The sequence below is a fragment of the Plantibacter sp. M259 genome (assembly GCF_006065115.1).
Classification (GTDB): domain Bacteria; phylum Actinomycetota; class Actinomycetes; order Actinomycetales; family Microbacteriaceae; genus Plantibacter; species Plantibacter auratus.
Window position 1 is genome coordinate 3,523,343 of the sequence record NZ_CP040750.1, and the last position, 25,135, is coordinate 3,548,477.

General features: G+C 66.4%; 24 protein-coding genes, 1 tRNA gene and 1 other RNA gene. 20 read left to right on the forward strand and 6 right to left on the reverse strand.

Translation table 11 applies throughout. The annotated features are described in order from the left end of the window. Positions 1–418 precede the first annotated feature (418 nt). The 5 genes from FGL15_RS16480 to FGL15_RS16495 all read left to right on the forward strand — a co-directional run bounded on the left by FGL15_RS16480 (position 419) and on the right by FGL15_RS16495 (position 5,917). The gene (locus FGL15_RS16480; protein ID WP_168223424.1) at positions 419–4,123 is read left to right on the forward strand and encodes an NACHT domain-containing NTPase; all 3,705 of its coding nucleotides are present in this window, start codon (positions 419–421) and stop codon (positions 4,121–4,123) included. 329 nt (positions 4,124–4,452) lie between these two features. Then, positions 4,453–4,587, forward strand: a complete 135-nt coding sequence (locus FGL15_RS21315; RefSeq protein ID WP_255467575.1) for a hypothetical protein — start codon at positions 4,453–4,455, stop codon at positions 4,585–4,587. Continuing rightward, complete coding sequence (locus tag FGL15_RS16485) at positions 4,571–4,996, forward strand: TadE family protein (RefSeq protein ID WP_370281822.1); 426 nt, start codon at positions 4,571–4,573, stop codon at positions 4,994–4,996. Before FGL15_RS21315 ends, FGL15_RS16485 begins: the two co-directional genes overlap by 17 nt. Continuing rightward, positions 4,971–5,459, forward strand: coding sequence for a TadE family protein (locus FGL15_RS16490; protein WP_138946766.1), 489 nt, complete (start codon positions 4,971–4,973; stop codon positions 5,457–5,459). Before FGL15_RS16485 ends, FGL15_RS16490 begins: the two co-directional genes overlap by 26 nt. A gap of 53 nt (positions 5,460–5,512) precedes the next feature. Continuing rightward, positions 5,513–5,917, forward strand: a complete 405-nt coding sequence (locus FGL15_RS16495) for a hypothetical protein (RefSeq protein ID WP_138946767.1) — start codon at positions 5,513–5,515, stop codon at positions 5,915–5,917. Between the two features lie 22 nt (positions 5,918–5,939). Here the strand turns inward: FGL15_RS16495 and FGL15_RS16500 are convergent, their stop codons facing one another. Continuing rightward, positions 5,940–7,208, reverse strand: coding sequence for an MFS transporter (locus FGL15_RS16500; RefSeq protein WP_138946768.1), 1,269 nt, complete (start codon positions 7,206–7,208; stop codon positions 5,940–5,942). A gap of 46 nt (positions 7,209–7,254) precedes the next feature. Here FGL15_RS16500 and prfB point away from each other — a divergent pair, with 46 nt between their 5' ends. The 12 genes from prfB to FGL15_RS16560 all read left to right on the forward strand — a co-directional run bounded on the left by prfB (position 7,255) and on the right by FGL15_RS16560 (position 18,479). Beyond that, entirely contained in the window at positions 7,255–8,364 is a 1,110-nt protein-coding gene (prfB, locus tag FGL15_RS16505) for a peptide chain release factor 2 (RefSeq protein WP_138946769.1), read from the forward strand. Between the two features lie 99 nt (positions 8,365–8,463). Next, positions 8,464–9,774, forward strand: coding sequence for a cell division ATP-binding protein FtsE (gene ftsE / locus FGL15_RS16510; RefSeq protein ID WP_138946770.1), 1,311 nt, complete (start codon positions 8,464–8,466; stop codon positions 9,772–9,774). Then, positions 9,771–10,685, forward strand: a complete 915-nt coding sequence (gene ftsX, locus FGL15_RS16515) for a permease-like cell division protein FtsX (RefSeq protein WP_064296231.1) — start codon at positions 9,771–9,773, stop codon at positions 10,683–10,685. The genes ftsE and ftsX overlap by 4 nt, the downstream gene beginning before the upstream one ends. Before the next feature lie 112 nt (positions 10,686–10,797). Further along, positions 10,798–11,274, forward strand: a complete 477-nt coding sequence (smpB, locus tag FGL15_RS16520) for an SsrA-binding protein SmpB (RefSeq protein ID WP_056007115.1) — start codon at positions 10,798–10,800, stop codon at positions 11,272–11,274. Between the two features lie 137 nt (positions 11,275–11,411). Next, positions 11,412–11,780: a transfer-messenger RNA gene (ssrA, locus tag FGL15_RS16525) on the forward strand. Between the two features lie 137 nt (positions 11,781–11,917). Further along, positions 11,918–14,848, forward strand: a complete 2,931-nt coding sequence (locus FGL15_RS16530; RefSeq protein ID WP_138946771.1) for a Na+/H+ antiporter subunit A — start codon at positions 11,918–11,920, stop codon at positions 14,846–14,848. Continuing rightward, positions 14,845–15,324, forward strand: coding sequence for an NADH-quinone oxidoreductase subunit K (locus FGL15_RS16535; protein ID WP_079705596.1), 480 nt, complete (start codon positions 14,845–14,847; stop codon positions 15,322–15,324). The genes FGL15_RS16530 and FGL15_RS16535 overlap by 4 nt, the downstream gene beginning before the upstream one ends. Continuing rightward, entirely contained in the window at positions 15,321–16,889 is a 1,569-nt protein-coding gene (locus tag FGL15_RS16540) for a Na+/H+ antiporter subunit D (protein WP_138946772.1), read from the forward strand. The genes FGL15_RS16535 and FGL15_RS16540 overlap by 4 nt, the downstream gene beginning before the upstream one ends. After that, the gene (locus FGL15_RS16545; protein WP_138946773.1) at positions 16,889–17,458 is read left to right on the forward strand and encodes a Na+/H+ antiporter subunit E; all 570 of its coding nucleotides are present in this window, start codon (positions 16,889–16,891) and stop codon (positions 17,456–17,458) included. Before FGL15_RS16540 ends, FGL15_RS16545 begins: the two co-directional genes overlap by 1 nt. Beyond that, positions 17,458–17,721 (forward strand): monovalent cation/H+ antiporter complex subunit F, encoded by a 264-nt coding sequence (locus tag FGL15_RS16550; protein ID WP_064296237.1) that lies wholly within the window; start codon positions 17,458–17,460, stop codon positions 17,719–17,721. The genes FGL15_RS16545 and FGL15_RS16550 overlap by 1 nt, the downstream gene beginning before the upstream one ends. After that, entirely contained in the window at positions 17,718–18,095 is a 378-nt protein-coding gene (mnhG, locus tag FGL15_RS16555; protein WP_064296238.1) for a monovalent cation/H(+) antiporter subunit G, read from the forward strand. Before FGL15_RS16550 ends, mnhG begins: the two co-directional genes overlap by 4 nt. Before the next feature lie 15 nt (positions 18,096–18,110). Beyond that, on the forward strand, positions 18,111–18,479 hold the full coding sequence (locus FGL15_RS16560) for a hypothetical protein (RefSeq protein ID WP_138946774.1): 369 nt from the start codon (positions 18,111–18,113) through the stop codon (positions 18,477–18,479). Here FGL15_RS16560 and FGL15_RS16565 read toward each other — a convergent pair. Beyond that, positions 18,476–19,459 carry a DNA topoisomerase IB gene (locus FGL15_RS16565; RefSeq protein ID WP_138946775.1) on the reverse strand — a complete coding sequence of 328 codons (984 nt, stop codon included), beginning with the start codon at positions 19,457–19,459 and terminating at the stop codon, positions 18,476–18,478. The genes FGL15_RS16560 and FGL15_RS16565 overlap by 4 nt on opposite strands. A 63-nt stretch (positions 19,460–19,522) precedes the next feature. Continuing rightward, positions 19,523–20,326 carry an inositol monophosphatase family protein gene (locus tag FGL15_RS16570; protein WP_240773577.1) on the reverse strand — a complete coding sequence of 268 codons (804 nt, stop codon included), beginning with the start codon at positions 20,324–20,326 and terminating at the stop codon, positions 19,523–19,525. A gap of 147 nt (positions 20,327–20,473) precedes the next feature. Here FGL15_RS16570 and FGL15_RS16575 point away from each other — a divergent pair. Next, positions 20,474–20,548, forward strand: a tRNA-Lys gene (locus tag FGL15_RS16575). Between the two features lie 383 nt (positions 20,549–20,931). Here FGL15_RS16575 and FGL15_RS16580 read toward each other — a convergent pair. The 3 genes from FGL15_RS16580 to FGL15_RS16590 form a co-directional block, all read right to left on the reverse strand. Continuing rightward, positions 20,932–21,501 carry a hypothetical protein gene (locus FGL15_RS16580; RefSeq protein ID WP_138946776.1) on the reverse strand — a complete coding sequence of 190 codons (570 nt, stop codon included), beginning with the start codon at positions 21,499–21,501 and terminating at the stop codon, positions 20,932–20,934. Between the two features lie 148 nt (positions 21,502–21,649). Beyond that, on the reverse strand, positions 21,650–21,838 hold the full coding sequence (locus FGL15_RS16585; protein WP_079705603.1) for a hypothetical protein: 189 nt from the start codon (positions 21,836–21,838) through the stop codon (positions 21,650–21,652). 4 nt (positions 21,839–21,842) lie between these two features. After that, on the reverse strand, positions 21,843–22,676 hold the full coding sequence (locus FGL15_RS16590; protein WP_240773578.1) for a sugar phosphate isomerase/epimerase: 834 nt from the start codon (positions 22,674–22,676) through the stop codon (positions 21,843–21,845). 57 nt (positions 22,677–22,733) lie between these two features. Here FGL15_RS16590 and otsA point away from each other — a divergent pair, with 57 nt between their 5' ends. Together otsA and otsB are read left to right on the forward strand one after the other, a co-directional pair. After that, positions 22,734–24,317 carry an alpha,alpha-trehalose-phosphate synthase (UDP-forming) gene (gene otsA, locus FGL15_RS16595; RefSeq protein WP_138946778.1) on the forward strand — a complete coding sequence of 528 codons (1,584 nt, stop codon included), beginning with the start codon at positions 22,734–22,736 and terminating at the stop codon, positions 24,315–24,317. Then, the gene (gene otsB / locus FGL15_RS16600) at positions 24,314–25,135 is read left to right on the forward strand and encodes a trehalose-phosphatase (protein WP_079705605.1); all 822 of its coding nucleotides are present in this window, start codon (positions 24,314–24,316) and stop codon (positions 25,133–25,135) included. Before otsA ends, otsB begins: the two co-directional genes overlap by 4 nt.

Genomic DNA, 25,135 nt, shown 5'->3' on the forward strand with positions numbered 1-25,135 from the left:
AGTGCTCGTTGATGACGTAACCCTCAGGCCGATACGGCCCGATCCACGCGTCAGATGGGCTCCGGGGCTCGACGGTGATGAGGGTGGAACGCGGAAGTCGCGCAGAACGACGCGGCCAACGACTTGTTCCGCTGAAGGCCCTGACTGCTTTGTGCGGTCCATCTTTGTAGCAGCGGCACAACAGCGAGTCTGCTGCGCGCCGGGTTGAGCTGTTGTCGGGCCGTCTGGCACCGTTCATCTCGACGTTCGTGCATCGAGGGTGCTGACTGCTCAGGTGCACAAGTGCAATGGCGGTGGGTGTGCCCAGTGCCGCGAAGGGCAGGACTCAGGGCGTGCTCCTATATAGGCAGCGTTGAATCTGCGCTACGTTCGAGATGTGCCCTTCTCGGGGTCTTTGTGATCAGTTTGGAGACATGTGGTGCCTACAACTACCGGTGCTGCCGCGCCTCGGCGAGCTCGCCAAGCTAGACGAACTCGAGCAGCATCGGACCAGCCTGGAAACAGTTTCGACTACCTCTATTGGAGATTGTCAGAAGGTCAGTTCCAGAAGCTGGTCAGCACCATACTGCGCGACAAATTTGACTCCGTTAGATGCTATCCAATCGGAATGGGCGATGAAGGAATCGATGGCATCGTCGACGGAAGTGTGATCTACCAGGTCAAGTGGACAAGTAAATATGAGCAGAACCCCGCTTCGTGGTTGAAAGACACGATCGATGGCGAACGTGCGAAAATACGCAAGCTTGTCACTGAGAAGCGAATCACGAAGTACATTCTTGTCACATCTGTCGCTGGAACGACGACAGGCAAGGGAACTGGAAGTATACAAAAACTGGAACCAGACCTAGCTGCCTATTCGAGAGAGTTTGGTATTCCAGTGGAGTGCTGGTGGCAGGGTGATGTGGATGCTGAGATCAACAGAATGGGCGACGGCATCAAATGGTCATTTCAGGAGATGCTATCCGGCAGTGACGCTATTCGGTACCTCATTTTCGGCACGAATGTCGACGGCGAGGCCGCACGCATGCGGGAGACGATGCAACACGTCATTCAAGCGCAGTGGGCCGAGGATTCACGGGTTCGGTTCTCGCAGACGGAATTGGATGGAGTCAGTCTTCTAGACCTCTTCGTGGATGTGCATGCCGCGTTGATTTCTCCACCGCGTGCCCATGGCTACGACCTTCGCGTTAGTCTTCCGTTCGAGCAGCCCGCCGCCGCGATGTTACTCGCGACCGATGTGCCGTTCACTTTTCTTATTGGAGTTCCAGGCCAAGGAAAATCCACGCTCACACAATTCCTATGCCAGCAGCACCGAGGTGCCATTCTTGCATCGCAACAGGTCGGGGTGCCATCGTCCACCACGATCCCAATTAGTCAACCGAGGCTCCCATTGCGCGTGGAGTTGAAGACCTACGCAGAGTGGATTGATGGATTCGACCCATTCAATGAGCGCCTGCAGGGCAGGCGTCGACGGACCCGAGGCGAGAGAAGCGTTGAGAGCTACCTAGCTAACTTGTGCTCAGGCCTAAGCGGTGGTCGCACAGTCACGGTCGAGGAGGTGCAGAGTCTTCTTCAGAGGTTTCCAACTCTCTTGGTGTTTGATGGGCTTGATGAAATTGCCGACCCTGAGCTTCGGACAATTGCCGTTGGAGAAGTTGACCTACTCATCACACGAATGGGAAGTGGTGACGTACGCCCGGACTTCCAGGTCGTTGTAACTTCTCGGCCAAATTCGACGAACTTGGCAGAGCCTGACCCAAGCCGTTTTCAGCGGTTGCAGTTGCTGCCGCTCAATGAGGAATTGCAAAACGAGTACGTTGTTCGATGGTGCGACGCGCGCGGCATCGATGGCGCGCAGCGGAGCGAGATTCGGAGGATCTTCCGGGACCGCAAAGCACTCGATCACGTCGCAAAGCTCGCGGACAATCCAATGCAATTGGCGATTTTGCTGTACTTGATCAGTCGAAAGGGTGACGCGGTCCCGGTTTCGAGGACACCCTTGTATACGAGCTACATGCAGACTCTGCTTGACCGCGAGGTTGCCGGCGGACACATCGGGCGGAATGCGGCGCCACAGGTGCAGGAGGTGACGGCCTTCCTTGGATGGCACATGCAGGCAGGAGTCGAGAAGAACTCGGCGGCAGGCACGATGATGCGAGATGACCTAGAGAATACGCTTCTCCTCTACTTGAAGGATGTTGAAGCGACAGGACAGGACGCCGCAGAACTCTTCCGAGTGGCTACTGATAGGTTTTGGGCGCTCACGAGCAAGGTGGACGGCTATTTTGAGTTTGCCGTGCAACCGGTACGTGAGTATTTTGCTGCTTGCTTCCTTGCTGAGTGGGCCGGGCGAGACCTCTCGTCGCCGCTTTCCAAGCAGGATGTTCTCGTGCAGATGGTAGGCCGTAGCTATTGGAGAAATACCCTGCGCTTCTATGCTGGGTTCGCGTCTCCGAACGAACTTGGCGCCCTACGATACGGGCTTGAGGAAGCCATCAGCTCAGATATCAACGCGCTAGAGACACGCGTCGCGGCATGGACCCTTCTTGCGGATGCCGTCTTCATCTCCAACCCGCGGGTCCAGCGGGATGTCGTTCGTCTCCTGGCTGATGACGCGCTGTTGATCCTCTTGGTTCACAACGGCAGCTTGTCGGAACTGACACGCCTTGCCCCAGACGCTGGCGGTAGCCAACTTGCCGCTGAAATCACGACGCGTGTTCAGCAAGACCCGCAGGATGATCTTGCATTCGCTCGAATCGAGTTGCTCAGAGATTTCTCATCGATAAGTCGAGATGATTTTGTCGCGTGGTGGACGCCAAACATGCAACGTGCAATCGGCGGTCCGGATGAACATCGGTGGCTCGATTTCGCGGGAATTTTCCGGCAAGGAGTCTTTCCCACCGCGTTGAGCAACAGTTTGACCCTGACGGATCGCACCGTGCGAGCGGCGGCGATTAGGGCGGGCGCTGTCCCGGATCCAGATTCAGATGTCGCCATCATGCTTCGTCAGTCGGTTCTGGATGGATCAGTCCTCGGACTGCCTCCACGGAACACGAACAACGAGGCTGGTCTGCTTCTAGCCACGATGCGACCAGAGTGGTTTCACGCCTTAATTCAGGAGAGCCTCTCCAGCGCTGCGGATGGCTTCTCTGAGCGGGCGTACTCCGCTAGAAGTGGGGCGCTGCGCAATACCTGGTGGTCGAAGCTTGTGAAGCTCAAGCCTGAGTACGCGAAGCTCCGCGACGCATCCCGCCTGCATCAACGCAGTCAAGCAGGAACGACGGAGCCATGGGGAGCGCCGGCCAGACGCCTCGCTGAGCTGTTCGGACCTTCCTGGCTCGCGGCTGAGATTGCGGTCGCTGCGGCTGCTGCAGATCATCTGCGAGCGTCCGGCTCTCACACAAGCAACGGGGCTCCATTTGGAACAAACATCGACTACGGCAACCTGATCATCGCCGTTCACCGGCGGCCCGGTGCGGACTGGTGGCTGAAACAACACAGCTCCCTTAGCGACAATTTGTCGCTTCGTACCTGGGCATTGGCGCTGCTGGCGGCTGCTTCTGACGAAGCATTCATTGGCGGGTTTGCCCTAGTGGATGACGTCCTGACGAAGCTCAGTTTGGCCGAATTTGAGGAAACGGCAGCTGCGGCCAGTCGCATCGCGCTTAATGGTGCCACGAAGAGGGAGAGATCCATACCGTCAGCGGCTGAGGCTGCGAGCCTGCGAACCCGACTTGTTCTTTCGTACTTCCTCCCTCCGCATCGGAGCTGCGCAGATCAGCCGCTCTTCACTGACCAGGAGTTGGTCGAGCTTGCGAGCCCGGCAGAGTCGAGATGGCCAATCGCCGAAGCGTTGGCGAGGCGGCTTCTGACTGGCGTAGATCCACTGTTATTGGAAGGCCTTTCAAAGCTGGGGCCAGACGCCCCGGGCCGTCTGCACTTGGCGAAACCTCGCGAGTCGAATCGTCCACTAGCTGAAGCAATTGCCCGTGAGCCCCATCGCTACTCCGGCGACTGGCTGGTCTACGCGCACAAATTGTTGGCAGACGGCGTTCCAAAGGCAGGCTTCGAAGGGACCGCCGTGGCCAACGGTTGGGTCCCACGGGTGCCTCGATATTCCTGACCTACCGAATCGGTTCAGCTGGGATGGCCCCGTGGCGCTGCCGCTGACCACAGTTGCTGTCGAGGCCGTGCGCGTGATGCGCGTGACCGGCGGGGCCCTGCAACGCTCGCATATTGAGCCCTGTCGGACCATGAGGGTTTGGAAGCTGGCGAAGCTCGAGCGGCATGGATGACGCGAGATGTGCTGCCTCAGCGTCGAAGTTGAATCTGCAACTGCTAGATGATCTGCCCGATGGCGAGTTGTTCGACGCAGGATCCGCGAGTGAGTCGCTTACACCTCGACCCTGCTGAACCGGGCGCGGGAGACGAATCGCAACCCTGACAACACGCTTGAACACTCCAAAGAACGGCTGGGTCCTCATCACGCTCATGACGGCCGGGCTCGTCCTCCTCATCTGGGGTGTCGCCGGCCCGGCGCTCACGCAGGTGTTCGAACAGGCCATCGACCGTGTCTCCGGCATCTGAGCCTGAGGTCGGCGGATGGCGGACGCGAATCCCGCGCGGCGAGGACGGATCAGCCGTAGCCGAGTTCGTGTTCGTCGGAGCGATCCTCACCGTCCTGATGATGTCCGTGGTCCAGCTCGCGCTCGCCCTCCACGTCCGGAACACGCTCATCGACGCGGCGGCGGAGGGTGCCCGGTTCGGCGCACTGGCCGACACCGAACTGCTCGACGGCGCCGACCGAGCACGCCAGCTCATCGCCGTCGCCGTGGGGGAGAGCTACACGGGTGACGTCAGCACCACGCTGGCCGAACATCGCGGAGCCGGCATCGTCACCGTGACCGTCCGCGCACCGCTTCCGGTCGTGGGATTGATCGGACTGCCCGGCGTCTTGGAGGTGGAGGGTCATGCGGTCCTCGAGACACTCGAGTGATGAGCTGCGTCACCGACCGACCGCACTGGGCGACGACGGATCGGCCTCCCTCGAGTTCATCACCGTCGGTCTGGTCCTCCTCGTGCCGATCGTCTATCTCATCGTCGCGCTCGCCGAGGTGCAGGCCGCAGTGCTCGCGGCCGGCGGGGCCGCGGCGCAGGCGGCGAAACTCTACGCTCGGGCCGACGACGACGCCACGGGTCGCGACCGCGTCGAGGACGCGCTCGCACTCGCGCTCGACGATTTCGGGCTCGACCGGTCCCAGTCGTCCGTCACGCTCGACTGCGCACCAGCCGGTCTCCCGTGCGGGCAGCGCGGCGGTGCCGTCACGGTCACCGTCGACATCCTCGTCGTCCTGCCGTTGATGCCCGAGATCCTCGGCGTCCAAGCCGCGGTCCCCGTGACCGGCGCCGCCACGGCACCGATCTCCCGGTTCGACGACCGGTTCAGCGAGGCGGAATGAGGGTGCCGGGCGGACGACGACATCTGGACGTCGGCGAGGAGGACGGGTCCACCATGCTGCTGACGATCGGATTCGCCGTCGTTGCGCTCGCCGTGGTCCTCGTCGGGAGCGCCGCCACCTCCCTGTACGTGGAGCACAAGCGGCTCCTCGACCTCGCCGACCGCCTGGCCGCGACCGCCGCGGAGTCCTTCTCCATCGACGACGTCACGATCCAGCCCGACGGGACCTTCCGACCCGTCCTCGATGACGACTCGATCCGTTCGAGTGCACGCGACGACCTCGTCACCGGCGGTGCGGGTGCGCTCACCGGCGTCGAGATCGTCGCGGCGCGGACCCCGGACGGCCGGAGTGCGGAGGTATCGCTGGCGTCGGACTGGCGGCCGCCGATGCTGACGCTGTTCGTCCCGCAGGGCCTCCGGATCGAGGCCTCCGCGAGTGCGCGCAGTGTCTTCTGGTGACGGCGGACGGGCCTCCCGACGATCAGGGGAAGGGGCGCGTGCCGCGGTCGATGAAGCGGGGGATGAACCGGAAGAGGAGGAACGCGCCGATGAGCCCGACACCGCCGATGGTGCCGGCGGCAAGGGAGATCGACGCAGCCGCGGTGATCCCGGACATCGCCAGGGGAGCGGCGGCGGTGCCCGCGTCGCCCAGGAAGCGATAGGCGCCGAGGAACGGCGCGGGACGGTCCGGTGGCGCGAGGTCGGAGCCGAGGGTCATGAGGATGCCGCTACCGAGCCCGTTGGACAGTGCCAGCACGAGCGCGACGGCGATGAACCAGACCCGCGCCTCATCGAGGTCGTGCGTGAAGGCCAGGACGATGAACCCGGAGCCCAGCCCGATCATCGAGGGGACGGCGGTCCAGATCCGCCCCCAGCGGTCCATCACCTGACCGCTGGCGTAGAAGAGGGCGAACTCCACCGCGCCGACGACGCCGATGATGAGCGCCGTGTCCGTCTCCGAGACGCCGATACTCACGGCCCACAGGGGGAGCAGGACCGCCCGACACGACCGCAGGGCGCCGACGAGCGCGGCGGTGGTGCCCATCCGGGTGAGGACGGCGCCGTGCGCGCGGATCGAAGCGATGAGGCCGCTCGACTCCTCGGACGCGAGCTCCGCACCCTCGGTGCGCTCCTCGCCGTCGGCGGTGCGCGTCGACGGCGGTCGCCCGAACATCTCCGCCGGGTCGGGGAGGACGAGCAGGGTCACGGCGGAGCCGGCGCAGCAGATGACCATCACCCAGAACGCCGCCTGCGACGTCCCGGTGAGGTGGATGACGCCTGCGGCCAGGAACGGTCCGATGAACGTGCCGGCGCGGAAGACACCGCCGAGGGAGGAGAGCGCCCTCGCCCGGTACCGCATCGGCACGTACGTCGTCATGAACGCGTGCCGTGCCAGACCGAACACGGCGGTCGCGAGCCCGATACAGAAGATGCCCACGGCGAGGACGAACGGATTGGGGGAGATGGCGGCCGTCGCGACCCCGACGACCGCGAGCAGCGCCGCCCACATCATCGCAAAGCGTTCGCCGATCCGGCTGACGATCCACCCGGACGGGACGTCGCCGACGAGTTCGCCGAGCATGATGAGCGAGGAGATGACGCCGGCGACGGCGAGCGTCGCCCCCAGGTTCCCGGCGACGGCCGGGATGATCGGGATGATGGCGCCTTCACCGATCGAGAACAACAGCGTGGGGAGGAAGACCGAGACGGCCACGGAGCGCAGCTGGAACGGGCGTTCGTCGGAAGTCATCCCCTCGATCGTACGCCCGCGGCCCTGCGCGGTAGGCTGAAGCCAAATGTTTGACTTGGACCTCTCCACACAGATCAGTACCCTCCGCTCGACCTTCGACGACATCCGCACCGTCGTCGACGTCGACCGTCTCGAAGCCGAGATCGCGACGCTGAGCGAGCAGGCGGGTGCCCAGGATCTCTGGGACGACACGACGAACGCGCAGAAGGTGACGAGCGCCCTCAGCCACCGTCAGTCCGAACTCGCCCGCATCACCAGCATCGCGAACCGGCTCGACGACCTCGAGGTGCTCATCGAACTCGCGACCGACGCCCAGGACGAGGAGTCGGCCGAAGAGGCCCGCCAGGAGCTCGTCAGCCTGCAGAAGGTGCTCGGCGACCTCGAGGTGCAGACGCTGCTGAGCGGCGAGTACGACCCGCGCCCCGCCGTCGTCACCATCCGCGCCGGTGCCGGCGGTGTGGACGCCGCCGACTTCGCCGACATGCTGTTCCGCATGTACCTGCGGTGGGCCGAGCAGCACAAGTACCCGGTCACCGTCATGGACACGAGCTACGCGGAGGAGGCCGGCATCAAGTCGGCCACCTTCGAGGTCGACGCACCGTACGCCTTCGGCACGTTGAGCGTCGAGGCGGGCACCCACCGCCTGGTGCGCATGAGCCCCTTCGGTGCCGCCGGCAAGCGACAGACGAGCTTCGCCGCCGTCGAGGTCATCCCGCTCATGGAGGAGACGGAGATCGTCGAGATCCCCGAGTCGGACATCCGTGTCGACGTCTTCCGGTCCAGCGGTCCCGGTGGGCAGTCGGTCAACACCACCGACTCCGCCGTGCGCATCACCCACTTGCCGACCGGCACGGTCGTCTCGATGCAGAACGAGAAGAGCCAGATCCAGAACCGCGCCGCTGCGATGCGCGTGCTCCAGTCGCGACTCCTCCTCATCCAGAAGGAGCAGGAGGCCGCGACGAAGAAGGAGCTGGCCGGCACCATCACGGCGAGCTGGGGCGACCAGATGCGCTCCTACGTGCTCGCGCCGTACCAGATGGTCAAGGACCTGCGGACGGAGCACGAGCAGGGGAACCCCGCAGCGGTGTTCGACGGCGATCTCGACGGGTTCATCGCCGCGGGCATCCGCTGGCGGTCGATGTCGAAGCCGGAGTAGCGCGGCGCGGCATAGTGTTCGCCCAGCCCTCGTACAGGGTACGGATCGCGGGCGTGTCCTGCCCGTAATCGGCAGGTCGCTCCTTAAGCTCAAGGAGCCATGATTCGGTTTGATCACATCTCCAAGAAGTATCCGGGAACCTCGCGTCCCGCGCTCAACGACGTCGATTTCGAGATCCTCCGGGGAGAGTTCATCTTCCTCGTCGGTGCCTCGGGGTCGGGGAAGTCGAGCTGCCTCCGCCTGATGCTCAAGGAGGACAAGCCGAGCAAGGGCAAGATCCATGTGCTCGGCCACGACCTCGGTTCCATCTCGAACCGCAAGGTGCCGTACTTCCGGCGCAGCCTCGGGGTCGTGTTCCAGGACTTCCGACTGCTGCCGAGCAAGACGGTGTACCAGAACGTCGCCTTCACCCTCCAGGTGATCGGCAAGTCGCGCGGATTCGTCCAGGAGGCCGTGCCCGACGTCCTCAAGATGGTCGGACTCGACGGCAAGGCGCAGCGCCTGCCGCACGAGCTGTCCGGTGGTGAGCAGCAGCGCGTCGCCATCGCCCGCGCGATCGTCAACAAGCCGCAGATCCTGCTCGCCGACGAACCGACCGGTAACCTCGACCCCGCCACCAGCGCCGGCATCATGCAGTTGCTGGAGCGCATCAACGCCGGTGGGACGACGGTCGTCATGGCCACGCACGAGGCCGGCTTCGTCGATCAGATGCAGCGCCGGGTGATCGAGCTGCAGGACGGTCAGATCGTCCGTGATGAACGCCACGGTGGATACGGCACGACGGCGGCCATCCCGGGTCTCGTCAGAGGATCCTCCAAGGCTGCCGCCCCCTCGGCCCAGACAGCTCCCGCAACGGCCTCGACCCCGGTCGCTCCCGCCGTCGAGACCTCTTCGGTTCCGGTGACGACCACGACCTCGTCCGTCGCTGCCAGCTCCGAGCCCACGACGAGTGCCGTTGCCGCAGCCGCGGTCGCCGCCACCGCGGTCACGCCGACCGCTGCAGCCGCACCGACCGCGCCCGCCGCGGTCTCGCGCGAGTCCAGGCCGCAGGCCGACACCGACGAGGTCGTCACCCGGGTGTCCGGCTCGACGCCGATCCAGGAACCGGCCGCAGCACCCGTCGCCGAGCCTGAGACGCCGGCGACCCGAGCCGAGGAGTCGACACCGGAAGCGCCCGAGGCCGAGCCGACGACGCCGGAAGCGGAGCCCGCCGTGCCACCGGCGGCTGCGGTGCCGGAGGTCGCGCCTCCGCAACGCCTGAGCAACGCCACGGGCCCCATCGGGCTCCCGGCACGCAACGAGATCGACCCGATCGAGGTCGAACACCTGTCGCTCGCCGAGCGACTCGGCCTGCGTGCCGCGGCGCGCGGCACTGAAGACGGAGAGCAGAACGTGGGGCCGACCAAGTGAGACTCGCACTGATCTGGTCCGAGGTCTGGAACGGCCTGCGTCGCAACGTCTCGATGGTCGTCTCCGTCGTGCTCGTGACGTTCATCTCGCTCACCTTCGTCGGTACGGCCGTCCTGCTGCAGATGCAGATCGGCCAGATGAAGAACTACTGGTACGACCGCGCACAGGTCGCGATCTACCTCTGCACCGCCGACAGCGCGGGCGACACCTGCGCCGCCGGTGCCGCGACCGAGGAGCAGCGCGCCGCCGTCCAGAGCGCCCTGGAGTCGTCGACCCTCGCCCCCTTCGTCGACAAGTTCTACTTCGAGGACCAGGCGCAGGCGTTCACGAACTTCCAAGAGCAGTTCAAGGGCAACGACATCGCACAGTTCGTCACGGCGGACCAGCTGCCCGAGACCTTCTGGGTGAACATGAAGGACGCCTCGCAGTCCGACGTGCTCGTCGAGGCGTTCTCCGGCGTCGCGGGCGTGGAGCAGGTGACGGATCAACGCCAATACCTCGACCAGATCTTCTCGGTCCTGAACATCGCCAGTTACACGGCGATCGGGATCGCAGCACTCATGCTGGTCGCCGCAGCCCTGCTGATCGCGACGACCATCCGATTGTCGGCCTATTCGAGACGCCGAGAACTCGGCATCATGCGATTGGTCGGTGCATCGAACCGGTTCATCCAGACACCGTTCATCCTCGAGGGTGTGTTCGCCGCGCTCATCGGCTCCATCCTCGCGGCCGGGGCGGTGATCACCATCGTCCAGGTGTTCGTCCAGGGATACCTGGCGGACCGCATGCGGTACGTCAACTTCGTCGATCTCGGTGACGCCTTCGTGGTCCTCCCGATCCTGCTGCTCGTCGGCGTGCTGTTGGCGGCGATCTCGGCCAACTTCGCGATCTCGCGGTACCTCAAGGTCTAGCGGGGAGAGCGGTGCGGCGACCGCACCGCTCGCTCTGCGTTAGACTGACAGGCTGCCGCGATCGCGGCCGGTCCGTTCCGATGGATCCGAACCAGAACGTCAGGAGTACACCGTGCCGAGGGAACGGGGCGAGAACGTCGTGGCCACGAACCGCAAGGCCCGCCACGACTACACGATCGAGGACACCTACGAGGCCGGCATGGTCTTGACGGGTACCGAGGTGAAGTCGCTGCGAGCCGGGCGGGCGTCGCTCGTCGACGGGTACGCCTTCATCGACCGCCGTGAGGCGTGGCTCGACGCGGTGCACATCCCCGAGTACGGTCAGGGGACGTGGACGAACCACCCGCCGCGGCGTAAGCGCAAGCTGCTGCTGCACCGCGAGCAGATCGACAAGATCGCGCACAAGATCGCCCCCGGTGGATTCACCCTCGTGCCGTTGAAGATCTACTTCAAGGACGGCAAGGCCAAGGTGGAGATCGCCGTGGCGAAGGGTAAGAAGGAATACGACAAGCGGCACGCCCTGCGCGAGAAGCAGGACACCCGTGAGGCCGCGCGTGCGATGGCCACCAGGAACCGTCTCGGCGAGTAGGTGACAGGTGGCCCTCGGGCGCGGTACACTTGAAAGCTGCACCGCAAGGTGCTCGTTCACCGTTCGCGGTGGATTGACAACTCGACAGCGTGTGACAACGACCCTCTTCGCCTCGTTCTCCGAGGCGCTGAGTCCATGGGGATGATCGGTTTCGACATTGCCTGCGAAACTGCGAGAAGCGGGTCGAGGATGCAGGGTTATCTCGTTAACGATCTCTGCAAAACAACAAGTGCCAACTCTAAGCGCACTGACTTCGCCCTCGCTGCTTAAGCGAGCCCGATAGTCCGTCAGACCGAGCGTGTCCCCGTCTCGGATCCTGGCGTCATCTAGGGGACTTGCTGGATGACGGAGCCGCGACGTCATCCGGGACTTTTCTTCGGCTGGGCCCGTCGACCAAGATGCCCTTGTCAATGGTCGGGGCCGAGTAGAACGTATCAAGGGATACGCCCGTAGAAGGCGCAGAATCACAGCAGTGGACGGGGGTTCAATTCCCCCCATCTCCACTCCGGACGTTGTCACACGCTGCCGAGTCGACGACAGGCCCTCGCTTCGGCGGGGGCCTGTCGTCGTTCCTGGGGTCGGAGGGGTACCGACGGGCTGCTAACCTGGGAGTCCAGAGGCCGCCACCACCCGGGAGACCTGCATGGCGACAATCCTGCTTGTTTTTGCTGCGATCGCCGTCGCCACGCCCACGCTCACTCGAGTGCTGTCGACGAAGGTCTTCTACGTCATCGCGTGTATGCCCGCGGCGGCATTCGTCTGGACGCTCTTCCAGACCGGCACGGTCACGGCCGGTGGCACGGTCGTCGAGACGATCGAGTGGATCCCGCAACTGAGCATCGCGCTCTCGTTCCGGATGGACACGCTCGCCTGGCTGCTGTCTCTCGTCGTCACCGGCGTCGGTGCCCTCGTGCTGCTCTACTGCGGCCGCTACTTCTCCTCGTCCGAGCCTGGCCTCGGTCGTTTCGCCGCGCTCCTCTTCGCCTTCGCCGGCACGATGTTCGGCCTCGTGACCGCCGACGACATCATCGTCATGTTCATGTTCTGGGAGATCACGAGTGTGCTCTCCTACCTGCTCATCGGGCACTACACCGATCGCAAGGAGAGCCGCGGTGCCGCGCTCCAGGCGCTCCTGGTGACCACCTTCGGCGGGCTCGTCATGCTCGTCGGCGTCATCATGATCTCCGTGCAGGCGCAGAGCACCTCGCTCGCCTCGATCGTCGAGCAGGGCCTGACCGGCCCTGCGACCACCGTCGCCATCCTCCTCATCCTCGTCGGTGCGATCTCGAAGTCCGCGCTCGTGCCGTTCCACTTCTGGCTGCCCGCTGCGATGGCCGCACCGACGCCCGTGAGCGCATACCTGCATGCTGCGGCCATGGTGAAGGCCGGGATCTACCTCGTCGCGAGGCTCGCTCCCGGTTACGCCGACACCCCGGGTTGGGACGCGATGCTCGTCGGTTTGGGCGTCCTCACCATGGTCGCCGGAGCCTGGCGGTCGCTGCGTCAGTACGACCTCAAGCTGGTCCTGGCCTACGGGACGGTGAGCCAGCTCGGATTCCTGATGGTCATCTCGGGGTACGGCACCCGCGATTCGGCCCTGGCCGCCGTCGCGCTCCTGCTCGCCCACGCCATCTACAAGGCGGCACTCTTCCTCGTCGTCGGCATCATCGACCACCGTGCTGGGACGCGTGACTGGCGGCACCTCTCCGGTCTGGGACGCCAGACGCCGGTACTCGCCGTCATCGCGGCGATCGCCGTCGCGTCGATGGCCGGTATCCCACCGCTCTTCGGGTTCGTCGCGAAGGAGGCCGTCTTCACCTCACTGCTGGAGGGCGCGCTCGAGGGTGACGTGTGGGGTTGGGTCGCGATCATCGGGACCGCCGTCGGGTCTGTGCTGACCGTCGCGTACAGCGCCCGATTCCTCTGGGGCGCCTTCGGAGACCGACGCGGCGCCGCGCCGACCGAACTGCATGCCGAATCCGGAACGATCATGATCGCGCCGGGCATACTCGCCGTCGCGACCATCGCCCTGGGCTTCGCGACGAAGCCCATCGACACGGTGCTCGCGCCGTACGCGGACTCCGTGGGGGAGGGCGACTACCACCTCGCGCTCTGGCACGGCCTCGAGCCGGCGCTCGGCATCTCGGCCGTCGTCGTGCTGCTCGGTCTGCTGCTCTTCCGCTGGAGGCTCCCGGTCGCGCGTCTGCAGGACCGCCTGCCGCCCCTCATCGACTCCTCGAAGGGCTACTGGGCGGCGACCCAGGGCATCGACCGGCTCTCCGCGAAGGTCACCCTGTTCGCCCAGCGCGGCGGGCTCGTCCAGTACCTGTCCACGATCCTCGTGGTCTTCGTCCTCACCCTCGGCACGATCGCCCTCCTCGGGCGCGCTTGGCCGAGCGAGATCCGGCTGTGGGACTATCCCGCCCAGGTGGCCATCGCCTTCATCATGGCGACCGCGGCGATCGCGGCCGCCCGGGCGAAGCAGCGCATGGCCGCCGTGCTGCTCGTCGGCGTCACCGGCTTCGGGCTCGTCGCACTGTTCGCCCTGCACGGCGCTCCCGACCTCGCGCTGACCCAGGCCCTCGTCGAGACGATCACGATCGTGGTGTTCGTCCTCGTGCTCCGCCGACTCCCGGCCAAGATCGCCCAGCGCAACGCCCCGGTCCACCGCGTCCGTCGGGTCGTCATCGGCACGCTGACCGGCCTGGTCATGGGGCTCATCGGGGTCATCGCCCTGGGCGCGCGACAGGCCGAGAGCATCGCGACCGAGCTGCCCCGGCTCGCCGTCGAGGAGGGCCACGGCAAGAACATCGTCAATGTGATGCTCGTCGACATCCGGGCCTGGGACACCATGGGTGAGATCTCCGTGCTCGTCGTGGTGGCCACCGGTATCGCGAGCCTGCTCTTCGTCTCACAGCGGGGCGCCGAGGTCCCGCGCCTCAGCGGTGCGCGGCGCCGACGGATCCCGGGCCTCCGATCCCAGGTCGTGTCGGACCCCCACCTCGCGGACAGCGAGATGGAGGCACCTCGCGACGCGGTGGGGCGGCACTCATGGCTCATCGGTGGCCGGGCGATCGCCGAGGCGAACCGTTCGATCCTCCTCGAGGTCCTCGTGCGGCTCCTCTTCCACCCGGCGATCGTCGTCTCCGTCTTCCTGCTCTTCGTCGGGCACAACGAGCCGGGCGGCGGCTTCGCCGGTGGTCTGCTCGCCGGCCTCGCGCTCGTGATGCGGTATCTCGCCGGCGGACGCTACGAGCTCGGCGAAGCCGTGCCGATCGACGCGGGCAAGGTGCTCGGCGTCGGGCTGCTGCTCGCGGTGGGGACGGCCGTCGGTTCCCTGTTCTTCGGCGGCGAGGCGCTCCAGTCCGCGTACTTCTCGGCCGACGTCCCGATCCTCGGACACCTCTCGTTCGGCACGTCCAGCATCTTCGACATCGGCGTCTACCTCGTCGTCGTCGGACTGGCGCTCGACATCCTGCGCAGTCTCGGGGCCGAAGTCGACCGTCAACAGGAGGAAGCCGACATCGACGAGCAGAGTACGGACGAGTTCTCGGCGAGTGAGGCCGAACGATGAGCGCCTCACTGACCCTCGTCGTCCTGATGGCCGTCATGTACGGCACCGGGGTGTACGTCATGCTCGAGCGGAGCCTCACCAGGTTCCTCATCGGGTTCGTGCTCGTCGGCAACGCGACGAACCTGCTCATCCTGATCATGAGCGGCCCGAGCGGCACCGCACCGCTCGTCACGGGCACCGCCTCCGACGACCGCATGGTCGACCCGGTGCCGCAGGTGCTCATGCTCACGGCCATCGTCATCAACTTCGGTGTGACCGCCTTCATCCTGGCGCTCATCTACCGGACCTGGTGGTTGGCACAGCTCGGCGACGAGGGTGACACCCTCAGCGACGAGCACGCCGACGACACCGAGGCGGCGACGGAGGCGGTCTTCAACCAGGTCGACCTGGACGACGAGGCCATCCAACGGGTCCTCGACGAGAGCAACGAGCACGGCGACGACAGCCACACGACCAGGAAGGGGGCAGGCGAATGAACGCACTCGTCCCGCTCGTGGTCATGATCCCGCTGATCGGTTCAGCGATCGCGCTCATGTTCCGCAACCGCCGCAAGACGCAGGTGGCGATCAGCGTCGTCGCGCTCACCGCGGTGACCGTGATCAGTGCGATCCTGCTCGCGGCCGTCGACCAGAGCGGCACGATCGTCGTCGAGCTGGGCGGCTGGTCCCCGCCGTGGGGGATCGTGCTCGTCGTCGACCGGTTGTCCGCGATCATGCTGCTCGTCGCGGCCCTGATGCTGCTGGGCGTGCTCATCTTCGCCATCGGTCAGGGCATCGTCGACGGCGACCGCGAGACGCCGGTGTCGATCTTCCACCCGACGTACCTGGTCCTGGCAGCCGGGCTGTTCGACGCCTTCGTCGCGGGCGACCTCTTCAACATGTACGTCGGCTTCGAGATGCTGCTCGCCTCCAGCTACGTCCTCCTCACCCTGGGCGGCACGGGAGCGCGGATCCGCGCCGGCGTCACGTACATCGTCATCAGCCTCATGTCGTCGCTGCTCTTCGTCGCCGCGATCGCCGTCATCTACGGCGCGACGGGCACGGTGACGATCGCCCTCGTGGCGGACCGCGTGCGCGACCTGCCGATGGAGGTGCAGGCGATCCTCTGCGCCGCACTGCTGCTGGGCTTCGCGGTCAAGGCTGCGGTGTTCCCGCTGTCGTTCTGGCTGCCCGACTCCTACCCGACCGCGCCGGCGCCGGTCACGGCGGTGTTCGCCGGCCTGCTGACAAAGGTCGGTGTGTACGCGATCATCCGGACCGACACGCTCATCTTCAAGGACGTGCCGCTGGCGACACCGTTGATGGTCATCGCCTTCCTGACCCTGCTCATCGGTATCTTCGGTGCGGTCGCCCAGGCCGACATCAAACGATTGTTGTCGTTCACGCTCGTGAGCCATATCGGCTACATGATCTTCGGCATCGCCGTCGGCGGGATCGCCGGGATCGCCGCGACGATCTACTACATCGTCCACCACATCGTCGTCCAGACCACGCTGTTCCTCACCACCGGTCTCGTCGAGCGGATCGGTGGGACGACCTCCATCTCCCGGCTCGGCGGCATCCTGAAGGCCTCGCCGATCGTCGGTGTGCTGTTCTTCATCGGAGCGATGAACCTCGGCGGTATCCCGCCGTTCTCGGGCTTCCTCGGCAAGATCGGGCTGTTCCAGGCGGGTGTCGCCCTGGGCGACCCGCTGTCGTACATCCTCATCGCCGCCGGAGCCGCGACCTCGCTCCTGACCCTGTACGCGTTGGCGCGCGTGTGGAACATGGGCTTCTGGCGTGGGAAGGACGAGGTCGCCGGATACTCCTCGCCGTTGCTCGAGCAGCTCGCGGAGAGCCCCGAGGACTCGGGCTCGGTCGACACCAAGACCATCTCGCGCCCGATGATCGGTGCCACGACCGGCATGGTCGCGTTGACCCTCGCCCTGACGGTCTTCGCGGGGCCGCTCTTCGGACTGGCCACGCGGGCGGCTGAGAACATCGAGGACCCGGACAACTACATCACCGCGGTCTTCCCCGACGGAACGGAGCACCTGAAGTAATGCAACCGTCACGTCGTCGCGCGCTGTTCAGCCAGGCCCTCCTCCTGGCCGGACTCATCCTGCTCTGGTGTCTCCTCTGGGGGATGTTCGACCTGCTCACGCTCGTGACCGGCCTCGGGGTCGCGTTGCTGGTGTCGTTCCTGTTCTACCTGCCGGCCGTCGAGCTGAGCGGCCGCATCAACCTCTGGCGGTCCGCGATCTTCCTGGGCAAGCTCCTCGTCGACATCGTGCGGGCGAGTGCGGAGATCGCGTGGCTCGTCCTCAAGCCGAGGTTCCGGTCCAGTAACGCGGTGATCGCGGTCCGTCTGCGGACGACCTCCGACCTCATCATGAGCTGGACGGCCGAGGCGGTATCGATCGTCCCAGGCTCGATCGTGGTCGACCTCGACCGCACGGCCTCGACGCTCTACCTGCACGCGCTCAATGTGCATGACGACGCCGACATCGACGCGGTCGTCGCCGAGGTCCTCGGAACGGAGCGACGGCTCATCCTCGCGATCGGTTCCCGCGCTGAGGCGGACGCCCTCCGCCACGACCATGACCACGTCTCGATCGGAAGGGGGCAGTGATGCTCGTCGTGATCATCATCGTCTCCGTGCTGTTCGGTGCCGCGGCTCTCGCAGCGGTCTACCGGATCATCCGCGGGCCGAGCCTCCTCGACCGCGTGATCGCATCCGACGTGCTCGTGGCCACCGTCATGTGCGCGATCGGGGCCGAGATGGCGATCAACCGTCACACGGACGGCCTGCCGGTCCTCCTGGCGCTCGCGATGTTCGCGATCGTCGGCTCGGTCAGCGTCGCCCGCTTCATGTCGAAGCAGGACGACGCATGACCGGCGAGCTGATCCGCGACATCGTCACCGGAGCCCTCGTGCTCGTCGGGGCGATCATGTGCTTCGCCGCCGGCGTTGGCCTCCTGCGCTTCCCCGACGTGTTGTCCCGCCTGCACGCGGCGACCAAGCCGCAGATCCTCGGGCTCATCGCGATCATGGCGGACGTCGCCGTCTCGAGCCCGACGGTCGGGACCATCACGATCGCGATCGCGATCATCGTGTTCCAGAGCCTCACCGCGCCGATCTCCGCACACATGGTCGCCCGGGCGGCCTACCGCAGCGGCAACTTCGACGAGGCCGTCCTCGTCCGCGACGAGCTCGCGGGACGCGAAGAACTCGGCGAGGAACGACATCCCGGCCACACGCCCGAATAGCGGCAGAATGTCCCCATGGGAATGCTCATCTACGGGTCCGGCGACGAGTACGAGATCGAAGACCGCGCGCTCGCGCACCTGAAGGCCGTCATCGGGGCGAAGCTGCGCCGACAGGAGAGCTTCTTCCTCAGCTGGGCGAACGATCCCGAACACGGTTCGGGACGACGCTCGCTCTGGTTGTCCCCGAGCATCCCGCTGCAGTTCCGCTTCTTCGGGAGCCGCCCTCCGGAACTCAACCGTGCGTGGCTCGAGGTCCTCTCGGACTCATCGCACACCCCGCGAGGGCTGCAGCTCATCCCGGAGTCCGAGGTCGAGGGTCACCTCGCGGGGAACGGGGCGTCGCGCGACGCGGGCACCGAGCCTCACGACCAGGACCACGGCTAGGACGGGTCGTCCGTCCCGACGAGCAGGACGCGCAGCGCCGTCTCCGGTGAGCCGCGACCGTCCGGTGGGATCGTCTCGCCGTGCGTGTAACGGTCGACGACCCGCGGGTCGACGTAGCTCGACTTCGCGATCGCCGGGGTGTTGCCCAGGACCGCTGCGGCGTCGCGCATGGCCTGCGCGAGGACCTTCGAGCGTGCCGTCTTGCTCTGCACGGGTCCGGCCTTCGCCAGACTCTCCGCGGCCGCGACGGTGCCGTGCAGCGTCCGGAAGTCCTTCGCGGTGAACTCGCCGTTCGTCTGCGCCCGGACGTAGTCGTTGATCTGGCTCGCCTGGAGGTGGCGCCACCGGTTCCCGTCCTTCCAGGCCAGGAGGCGGGCGTGCGGTCCACGGCGCTTCAAGGAGCGGATGAGCGAGGCCAGGTCGGCGTCGACGATGTCGGACTCCCAGGGCTGCCCACTCTTCGCCGGGAACTTCAGCGCGACGGTGTCGCCGCTCACGCGAGCGTGCGCACCCTCGAGGGTCGACAGGCCGTGACTGCCGTTGGCCTCCGCGTACTGCTCACCGCCCACGCGCAGGGAGCCGGTGTCGAGCATGCGGAACGCGCCGGCCGACACCCGTGCGAGCGGGTACCCCTCGAGCCGGAGGTCCCGGGTGACCCGACCTCGCGCGGCGGGGAGCGCCTCGGCGAGGGCCAGGGCTCGGTCGAACTTGCTGCGGTCCTGACGCTCGCGCCACGACGGGTGATAGAGGTACTGCCGTCGGCCGGCCGCATCGATCCCGGTCGCCTGGATGTGCCCGTTCGCATAGGGGGTGATCCAGACCTCGTTCCACGCGGGAGGGACCACCAGACCGTCGATCCGGGCTCGGATCTCCTGATCCTCGAGGAGTGAACCGTCCGGCAACCGATAGCTGAAACCGCGTCCGGATCGAACCCGTCGGATGCCCTGTCCGTTCACGTCGCTGCGCCTCAGTCGTACCATCCGCCCAGCGTACGGCGCGGTCCGACCCCACTCTGCGGGCTTGCGCGGTGCCGTGCGCTCGTGTCAGCCGACGGGAGGCAGCTCGGCGAGGAAGGCGTCGTGCAGGCGCCCGTTCGTCGCGAGGGAGCTCCGCGTGGAGATGGTCTCGATGCCGTCGATGTCGGTGAAGCGACCGCCGGCCTCGAGGACGATCGGCACGTGTGCGCCCAGGTCGTACTCCTGCACGCCGAATTCGGCCACGGCGTCGATCGAGCCCTCGGCGAGGAGCATGTAGGGCCACATGTCACCGATGGCCCGATCGCGCCACAGGGAGCCGCACAGGGCCAGCAGCTGGGGGATCCGCCCGACCGAGGCCCATTGCGCGATGCTCTGGAAGCTGAAGGACGCGTCGGCGAGGTCGGAGACCCCCGAGACGGACAGCCGGCGTGGGGTGGTCTCGCCGAACCGGACGCCCCACGCGCCATGTCCGATGGCACCCCACCAGCGGGCGTGCATGGCGGGTGCGCTCACGACGCCCACGACAGGCACGCCGTCGACGGCGAGGGAGATGAGCGTCGCCCAGTTCGAGACACCGCGGAGGAAGTTCGCCGTCCCGTCGATCGGGTCGATGATCCACTGGCGATCCGTCGGGCCCTGCGCGCCGTACTCCTCGCCGAACACGCCGTCGTCCGGGCGCTCGGTCTCGAGGATGCCGCGGATGGCGCGTTCGACGGCGAGGTCGGCGTCCGTGACGTGCGATCGGTCCGGTTTGGTGGAGACTTCGAGGTCGCGAGCCTCGAAGCGCTCCATCGCGATGCGGTCGGCCGCGTCGGCGAGCCGGAGCGCGAGATCGAGGTCGGCGGGGGAGACGGTCACGGGTTCGGTCACCCCTCCAGGATAGGGTCGCGCGGGCCTGATCGAACGACGCTCGAGGGGCCGGCGACGTGCCTCCGCGACACGCCGACCGGCTCGATTTCGCACCCGGGCCAGTTGGGTGCTAGTGTCATATCTCGGTTCGGAACACTCCGAAACCACGCACCTCTAGCTCAATTGGCAGAGCAACTGACTCTTAATCAGTGGGTTCCCGGTTCAAGTCCGGGGGGTGCACCACACCAGCAACGGCCTCGTCTTCGGACGGGGCCGTTCTGCGTTTCGGCTCGTCTCGCGTTCGAGCTTGCAGCCCGACGAAACGCTCCGGGGACGTTTCGCGACAGCTCCCGTCCGATTCGCGTCATCGGGACGGAGGAGGGCGCAGGCATGAGACCCTGGAAGGGTCGGCAGCATGGCGGGATCGGGTCCTGCCCGTGCCGACGAAAGCCTCCGCGTGGTCACCCCACCGTGCGGAGCAGAGCGACGGTCGGGCATTCATGCCCACCAGCGCCGTGACGCCTCATCGATTCGGGTTCGATGAGGCGTCATGCCCGCTCGGCGGCCTGACACGACGAAACGGCCGCCCACCGGAGTGGACGGCCGTTGTCGAGGTGCGTCGCCGGTCAGGCGATCGAGCTGCGGCGGGCCGGCATCGGGTTGACCAGACTCGCGTCGATGAACTCGGGTTCGGCCCAGACGGTGATGGGGTAGTGCTGCGGCTCGAGGAGGGTCCGCTCGACGAGCGTCGGCTCAGCGTCGTCAGCCGCGGCATCGGGGTGGTCGTCATCGGTCTGCGCCTCGGACGGCGCGTCGATCGTCTCGGTGATGGCGGCAGGTTCCTCGGCGACGGTCGGCTCGATGACCTCGACGGCCTCGACCTCGTCGGCGGCGTCGACCGCGGCTTCTTCCTGTCCACGAGACCACAACCGCCATCCGCGCGCCGGAGTGGCCTCGGCACGGACCGTCACCGCAGCCTGCTCGAGGTCGATGTCCGTCGCGATGTCGTGGGCGAGCTGCTGGGCGTAGACCTCGTGGAAGATCTCGTCGCCGGAGCTCGGGGTGCGGCGCGACAGCACCCAGGCGCCGTTGGCACCGAGCTCGCTCGCCAGTCGAGCGTGGACGAGGTCGAACAGCTGCTTCTCGGTCAGCTTCGATGCGGAGACTGGTGCTGCGTGGCGTCGGCGACCGAACATGGCGGGCCCTTCATCGAAAGCGGATCATCCGTGAGGCTGGACTGCCTTCATTGTCGATCACGAGGCGCGGAACGACGCGGAGACACGCGGGTGAGCGCCCCAATTCCCGGGGTTTCCGGGCGGTCGTGGTAGCGCGGTCGGCGCGACCTCAGCGGCCGATCTCGGCCTGCTTGCTGTCGTCGAGCACCGAGCTGATCGCGAGGGCGAGCGAGATGCCCCAGCTCACCCAGAGGAGGGCGAGCTTCCAGTCCCGCGGTCCCTGTCGGGTCGCCTGGAGGGCGGAGATCCCGCCGAAGACCGTGGAGATCATGCTGCCGTTGAAGAGGAATTTGCGCATGACTTCACGCTAGCCGGTAGGGGAGGCCCCCCGCATCCGGGCTTTCCTTCGGGTTCTCGCCTGTGCTAGCGAACGCACGCTTCGCGAAGGCCAGTGAGGCGCGCAGCTGGCTGAGGCGGAGGGCGTCGCCACCCGTCGCGGGCAAATGCACCTCCGCGACGATGCTTCCCGACCAGTCCGCCGCGCGCAGCAGCTCGAGGACCTCGGCCACCGGCTGCTCACCGTCGCCCGGGAGGAGGTGCTCGTCGAGGAAGGCACCACGCGGCGATGGAGCGGTCCCGTCGCACAGGTGCACGTGTCGGAGGCGGCCGCCGTAGCGGGTCGCGATCTCGAGCGAGTCCTCGCCCGCGAGGGCCGCGTGGGAGAAGTCGAGCGTCAGGGCGGCGCAGGCCAGTGGAGCCGGGTCGTACCCGAAAGCGAACGGCTGCACCCGGAGCCCGCGACTCTGGAAGCACGCCATGTTCTCGACGGCCAGCTCGAGTCCGTGCGTCTCGCTCAGTTCCGCCACGAGGTCGACGAAGGCGCGCGCGTAGCGCCGCTGCCAGCGGAACGGTGGGTGGACGACGACGGTCGACGCGCCGACGGCGACGGCGAGCTCAGCCGAGCGGCGGAGCTTCTCCCGATGGTCGCGGCCCCAGACGAACGCGGTCCGGGTCAGGACCGGCGCGTGGATCGAGAGGATGTCGAGCCCGGTCTCGGCGGCGAGGGCGCGGAGGGCGTCGGCGTCCTGCGTCACGCGGTCCTGGGTGACCATGACCTCGACGCCGTCGTAGCCGGCTTCGGCGGCCAACTCGAACGCGCGCCGGGTTCCCAGCTGGTAGACGCAGGACGTGCTCATGCCATGGCGGATCATCAGCGCAAGCATATGCTCGCCGTCTGAACACGCGGTTTCGCCATGCGGAACGCTGCTAGCCTGAACAGCGAACCCGAGTACCCCGGGAGGGCCATCATCACCAGATATTCCGCGCCTGACGGCGGATCAGCGTCGACCTTCGACTTCATCGTGGTATCCAACCGGCTGCCGGTCGACCGCGTCGTCGATGCAGACGGTGCCGAGAGCTGGCGGACCTCACCCGGTGGACTCGTGACCGCCCTCGAACCCGTCATGCGCGGTGCCGACGGCGCATGGATCGGATGGGCCGGCTCCGCCGACCTCGAGATCGAGCCGTTCGACAACGACGACATGTGGATCATCCCGGTCCCGCTGTCCGAGGACGAGATCGCCCGCTACTACGAGGGCTTCTCGAACGACACCATCTGGCCGCTCTACCACGACGTCATCGCGCCGCCGAGCTACCACCGCGAGTGGTGGGACTCCTACGTCGCCGTGAACCGACGGTTCGCGGAGGCGGCCGCAGCGGCCGCGTCCGACGGTGCGACGGTCTGGGTGCAGGACTACCAGCTGCAGCTCGTCCCGAAGATCCTGCGTGAGCTACGACCCGATCTCACGATCGGCTTCTTCAACCACATCCCGTTCCCGGCCTACGGCATCTACTCGCAGCTCCCGTGGCGACGCCAGATCATCGAGGGACTGCTCGGCGCCGACGTCATCGGCTTCCAGCGCGTCGCTGACGCCGGCAACTTCTCCCGGGCGGTCCGCCGCCTGTTCGGGTACGAGACGAAGGGGGCCGCGATCCAGGTCCCGCTCGACGCGGCACTCGTGTCGGTCACGACGGATGCGGCGCCGGTCGCCTCGAAGCGCGGCGCCCCGTACCGCACGGTGATCGCCCGGCACTTCCCGATCTCGATCGACAGCAAGGGGTACCAGGCCCTCGCGCAGCGCCCCGAGATCATCGCCCGTGCCAAGCAGATCCGCGAGGAGCTCGGCAACCCGGAGACGATCATGCTCGGCGTCGACCGCCTCGACTACACGAAGGGGATCGGCCACCGACTCAAGGCCTTCGGCGAGCTCCTCGCACAGGGCAAGCTCGCTGTCGAGGACGTCACGCTCGTCCAGGTCGCCAGCCCGAGCCGCGAGCGTGTCGAGACGTACCGTCAGCTCCGCGACGACATCGAACAGACGGTCGGCCGGATCAACGGTGACTTCGGCACCATCGGCCACACCGCGATCCAGTACCTGCACCACGGGTACCCCCGCGACGAGATGGCCGCGCTCTACCTCGCCGCCGACGTCATGCTCGTCACGGCCCTGCGCGACGGCATGAACCTCGTCGCGAAGGAGTACGTCGCCGCTCGCTACGACAACGACGGCGTCCTCGTGCTGAGCGAGTTCGCCGGCGCGTCCGACGAGCTGAAGCAGGCACTCAAGATCAACCCGCACGACATCGAGGGGATGAAGTCGGCGATCCTCCAGGCCGTGCACATGACGAAGGCCGAGCGTGGTCGTCGCATGCGGGCGCTGCGCAAGCGCGTCATGGAGTACGACGTCGCGCGGTGGTCGGCCTCCTTCCTCGACGAGTTGCAGCGTGTGCGCGACCAGTCACCGACCATCGAGCAGGGGAGCACCACCCAGTCATGAGCACCACCGACGAGCCCACCGACACCCTCGGGGGGCTTCCCCTCGGACTGCGTGCGGAACTCCGCCGCCTGGCCGACGTCCCGAAGCTCCTGGTGGCCCTGGACTTCGACGGCACGCTGGCCCCCGAGGTCGACGACCCGGATCAGGCGCGCGCGCTGCCAGCAGCTCGCAAGGCCGTGTTGGCGCTGATGGACCTGCCAGGAACGCGCGTCGCACTCGTGTCCGGGCGCGCGATAGACAGTCTCGTGGCGGTGGCCGAGCTGCCCGACCACGCCCTGTTCGCCGGCTCGCACGGCGTCGAGATCCGTCTCGACAACCCCGACGACGCCCTCGCCCTCGACGACGAGGAACGCGAACAGCGGGAGACCCTCCAACGGATCCTCCAGGACGTCGCGGAGGGTTACGATAATGTCTGGATCGAGCGGAAGCCGGCAGGGTTCGCCTTGCACACGAGGCTCGCCAGTGAAGAAGACTCCAGGATCGCCCACCTCGAAGCACTCGCCCACACCAAGGACGAGTTCGGCGCCCTGACGGTTCGAGAGGGCAAGAACGTCCTCGAGTTCTCGCTCAGGAGCGCGACCAAGGGCGAAGCCGTCGAACACCTCCGGCGGTACACCAAAGCAGATGCCGTGTTCTACGCGGGTGACGACGTCACGGACGAGGACGCGTTCGGCGCACTCGGCCCCGGCGACCTCGGGGTGAAGAGTGGCACCGGCGTGACCGCCGCCGACTTCAGGGTCGAAGGACCCTCCGAGATCGCGCGCGTCCTCGGCATGCTCGCGGAATATCGAAGCAACAAGGAAGCCGTAGACTCTTAA

What these genes read in the sequence shown, in the direction of transcription:
- FGL15_RS16540 (WP_138946772.1), top strand. Translation starts at nt 15,321, where the DNA reads ATGAACGCACTCGTCCCGCTCGTGGTCATGATCCCGCTGATCGGTTCA.
- FGL15_RS16495 (WP_138946767.1), top strand. Translation starts at nt 5,513, where the DNA reads ATGCTGCTGACGATCGGATTCGCCGTCGTTGCGCTCGCCGTGGTCCTC.
- FGL15_RS16490 (WP_138946766.1), top strand. Translation starts at nt 4,971, where the DNA reads ATGCGGTCCTCGAGACACTCGAGTGATGAGCTGCGTCACCGACCGACC.
- FGL15_RS16580 (WP_138946776.1), bottom strand. Translation starts at nt 21,501, where the DNA reads ATGTTCGGTCGCCGACGCCACGCAGCACCAGTCTCCGCATCGAAGCTG.
- FGL15_RS16535 (WP_079705596.1), top strand. Translation starts at nt 14,845, where the DNA reads ATGAGCGCCTCACTGACCCTCGTCGTCCTGATGGCCGTCATGTACGGC.
- FGL15_RS16500 (WP_138946768.1), bottom strand. Translation starts at nt 7,208, where the DNA reads ATGACTTCCGACGAACGCCCGTTCCAGCTGCGCTCCGTGGCCGTCTCG.
- FGL15_RS16585 (WP_079705603.1), bottom strand. Translation starts at nt 21,838, where the DNA reads ATGCGCAAATTCCTCTTCAACGGCAGCATGATCTCCACGGTCTTCGGC.
- FGL15_RS16545 (WP_138946773.1), top strand. Translation starts at nt 16,889, where the DNA reads ATGCAACCGTCACGTCGTCGCGCGCTGTTCAGCCAGGCCCTCCTCCTG.
- prfB (WP_138946769.1), top strand. Translation starts at nt 7,255, where the DNA reads ATGTTTGACTTGGACCTCTCCACACAGATCAGTACCCTCCGCTCGACC.
- ftsE (WP_138946770.1), top strand. Translation starts at nt 8,464, where the DNA reads ATGATTCGGTTTGATCACATCTCCAAGAAGTATCCGGGAACCTCGCGT.
- FGL15_RS16565 (WP_138946775.1), bottom strand. Translation starts at nt 19,459, where the DNA reads ATGGTACGACTGAGGCGCAGCGACGTGAACGGACAGGGCATCCGACGG.
- FGL15_RS16550 (WP_064296237.1), top strand. Translation starts at nt 17,458, where the DNA reads ATGCTCGTCGTGATCATCATCGTCTCCGTGCTGTTCGGTGCCGCGGCT.
- FGL15_RS16560 (WP_138946774.1), top strand. Translation starts at nt 18,111, where the DNA reads ATGGGAATGCTCATCTACGGGTCCGGCGACGAGTACGAGATCGAAGAC.
- FGL15_RS16590 (WP_240773578.1), bottom strand. Translation starts at nt 22,676, where the DNA reads ATGAGCACGTCCTGCGTCTACCAGCTGGGAACCCGGCGCGCGTTCGAG.
- otsA (WP_138946778.1), top strand. Translation starts at nt 22,734, where the DNA reads ATGCGGAACGCTGCTAGCCTGAACAGCGAACCCGAGTACCCCGGGAGG.
- mnhG (WP_064296238.1), top strand. Translation starts at nt 17,718, where the DNA reads ATGACCGGCGAGCTGATCCGCGACATCGTCACCGGAGCCCTCGTGCTC.
- FGL15_RS16530 (WP_138946771.1), top strand. Translation starts at nt 11,918, where the DNA reads ATGGCGACAATCCTGCTTGTTTTTGCTGCGATCGCCGTCGCCACGCCC.
- otsB (WP_079705605.1), top strand. Translation starts at nt 24,314, where the DNA reads ATGAGCACCACCGACGAGCCCACCGACACCCTCGGGGGGCTTCCCCTC.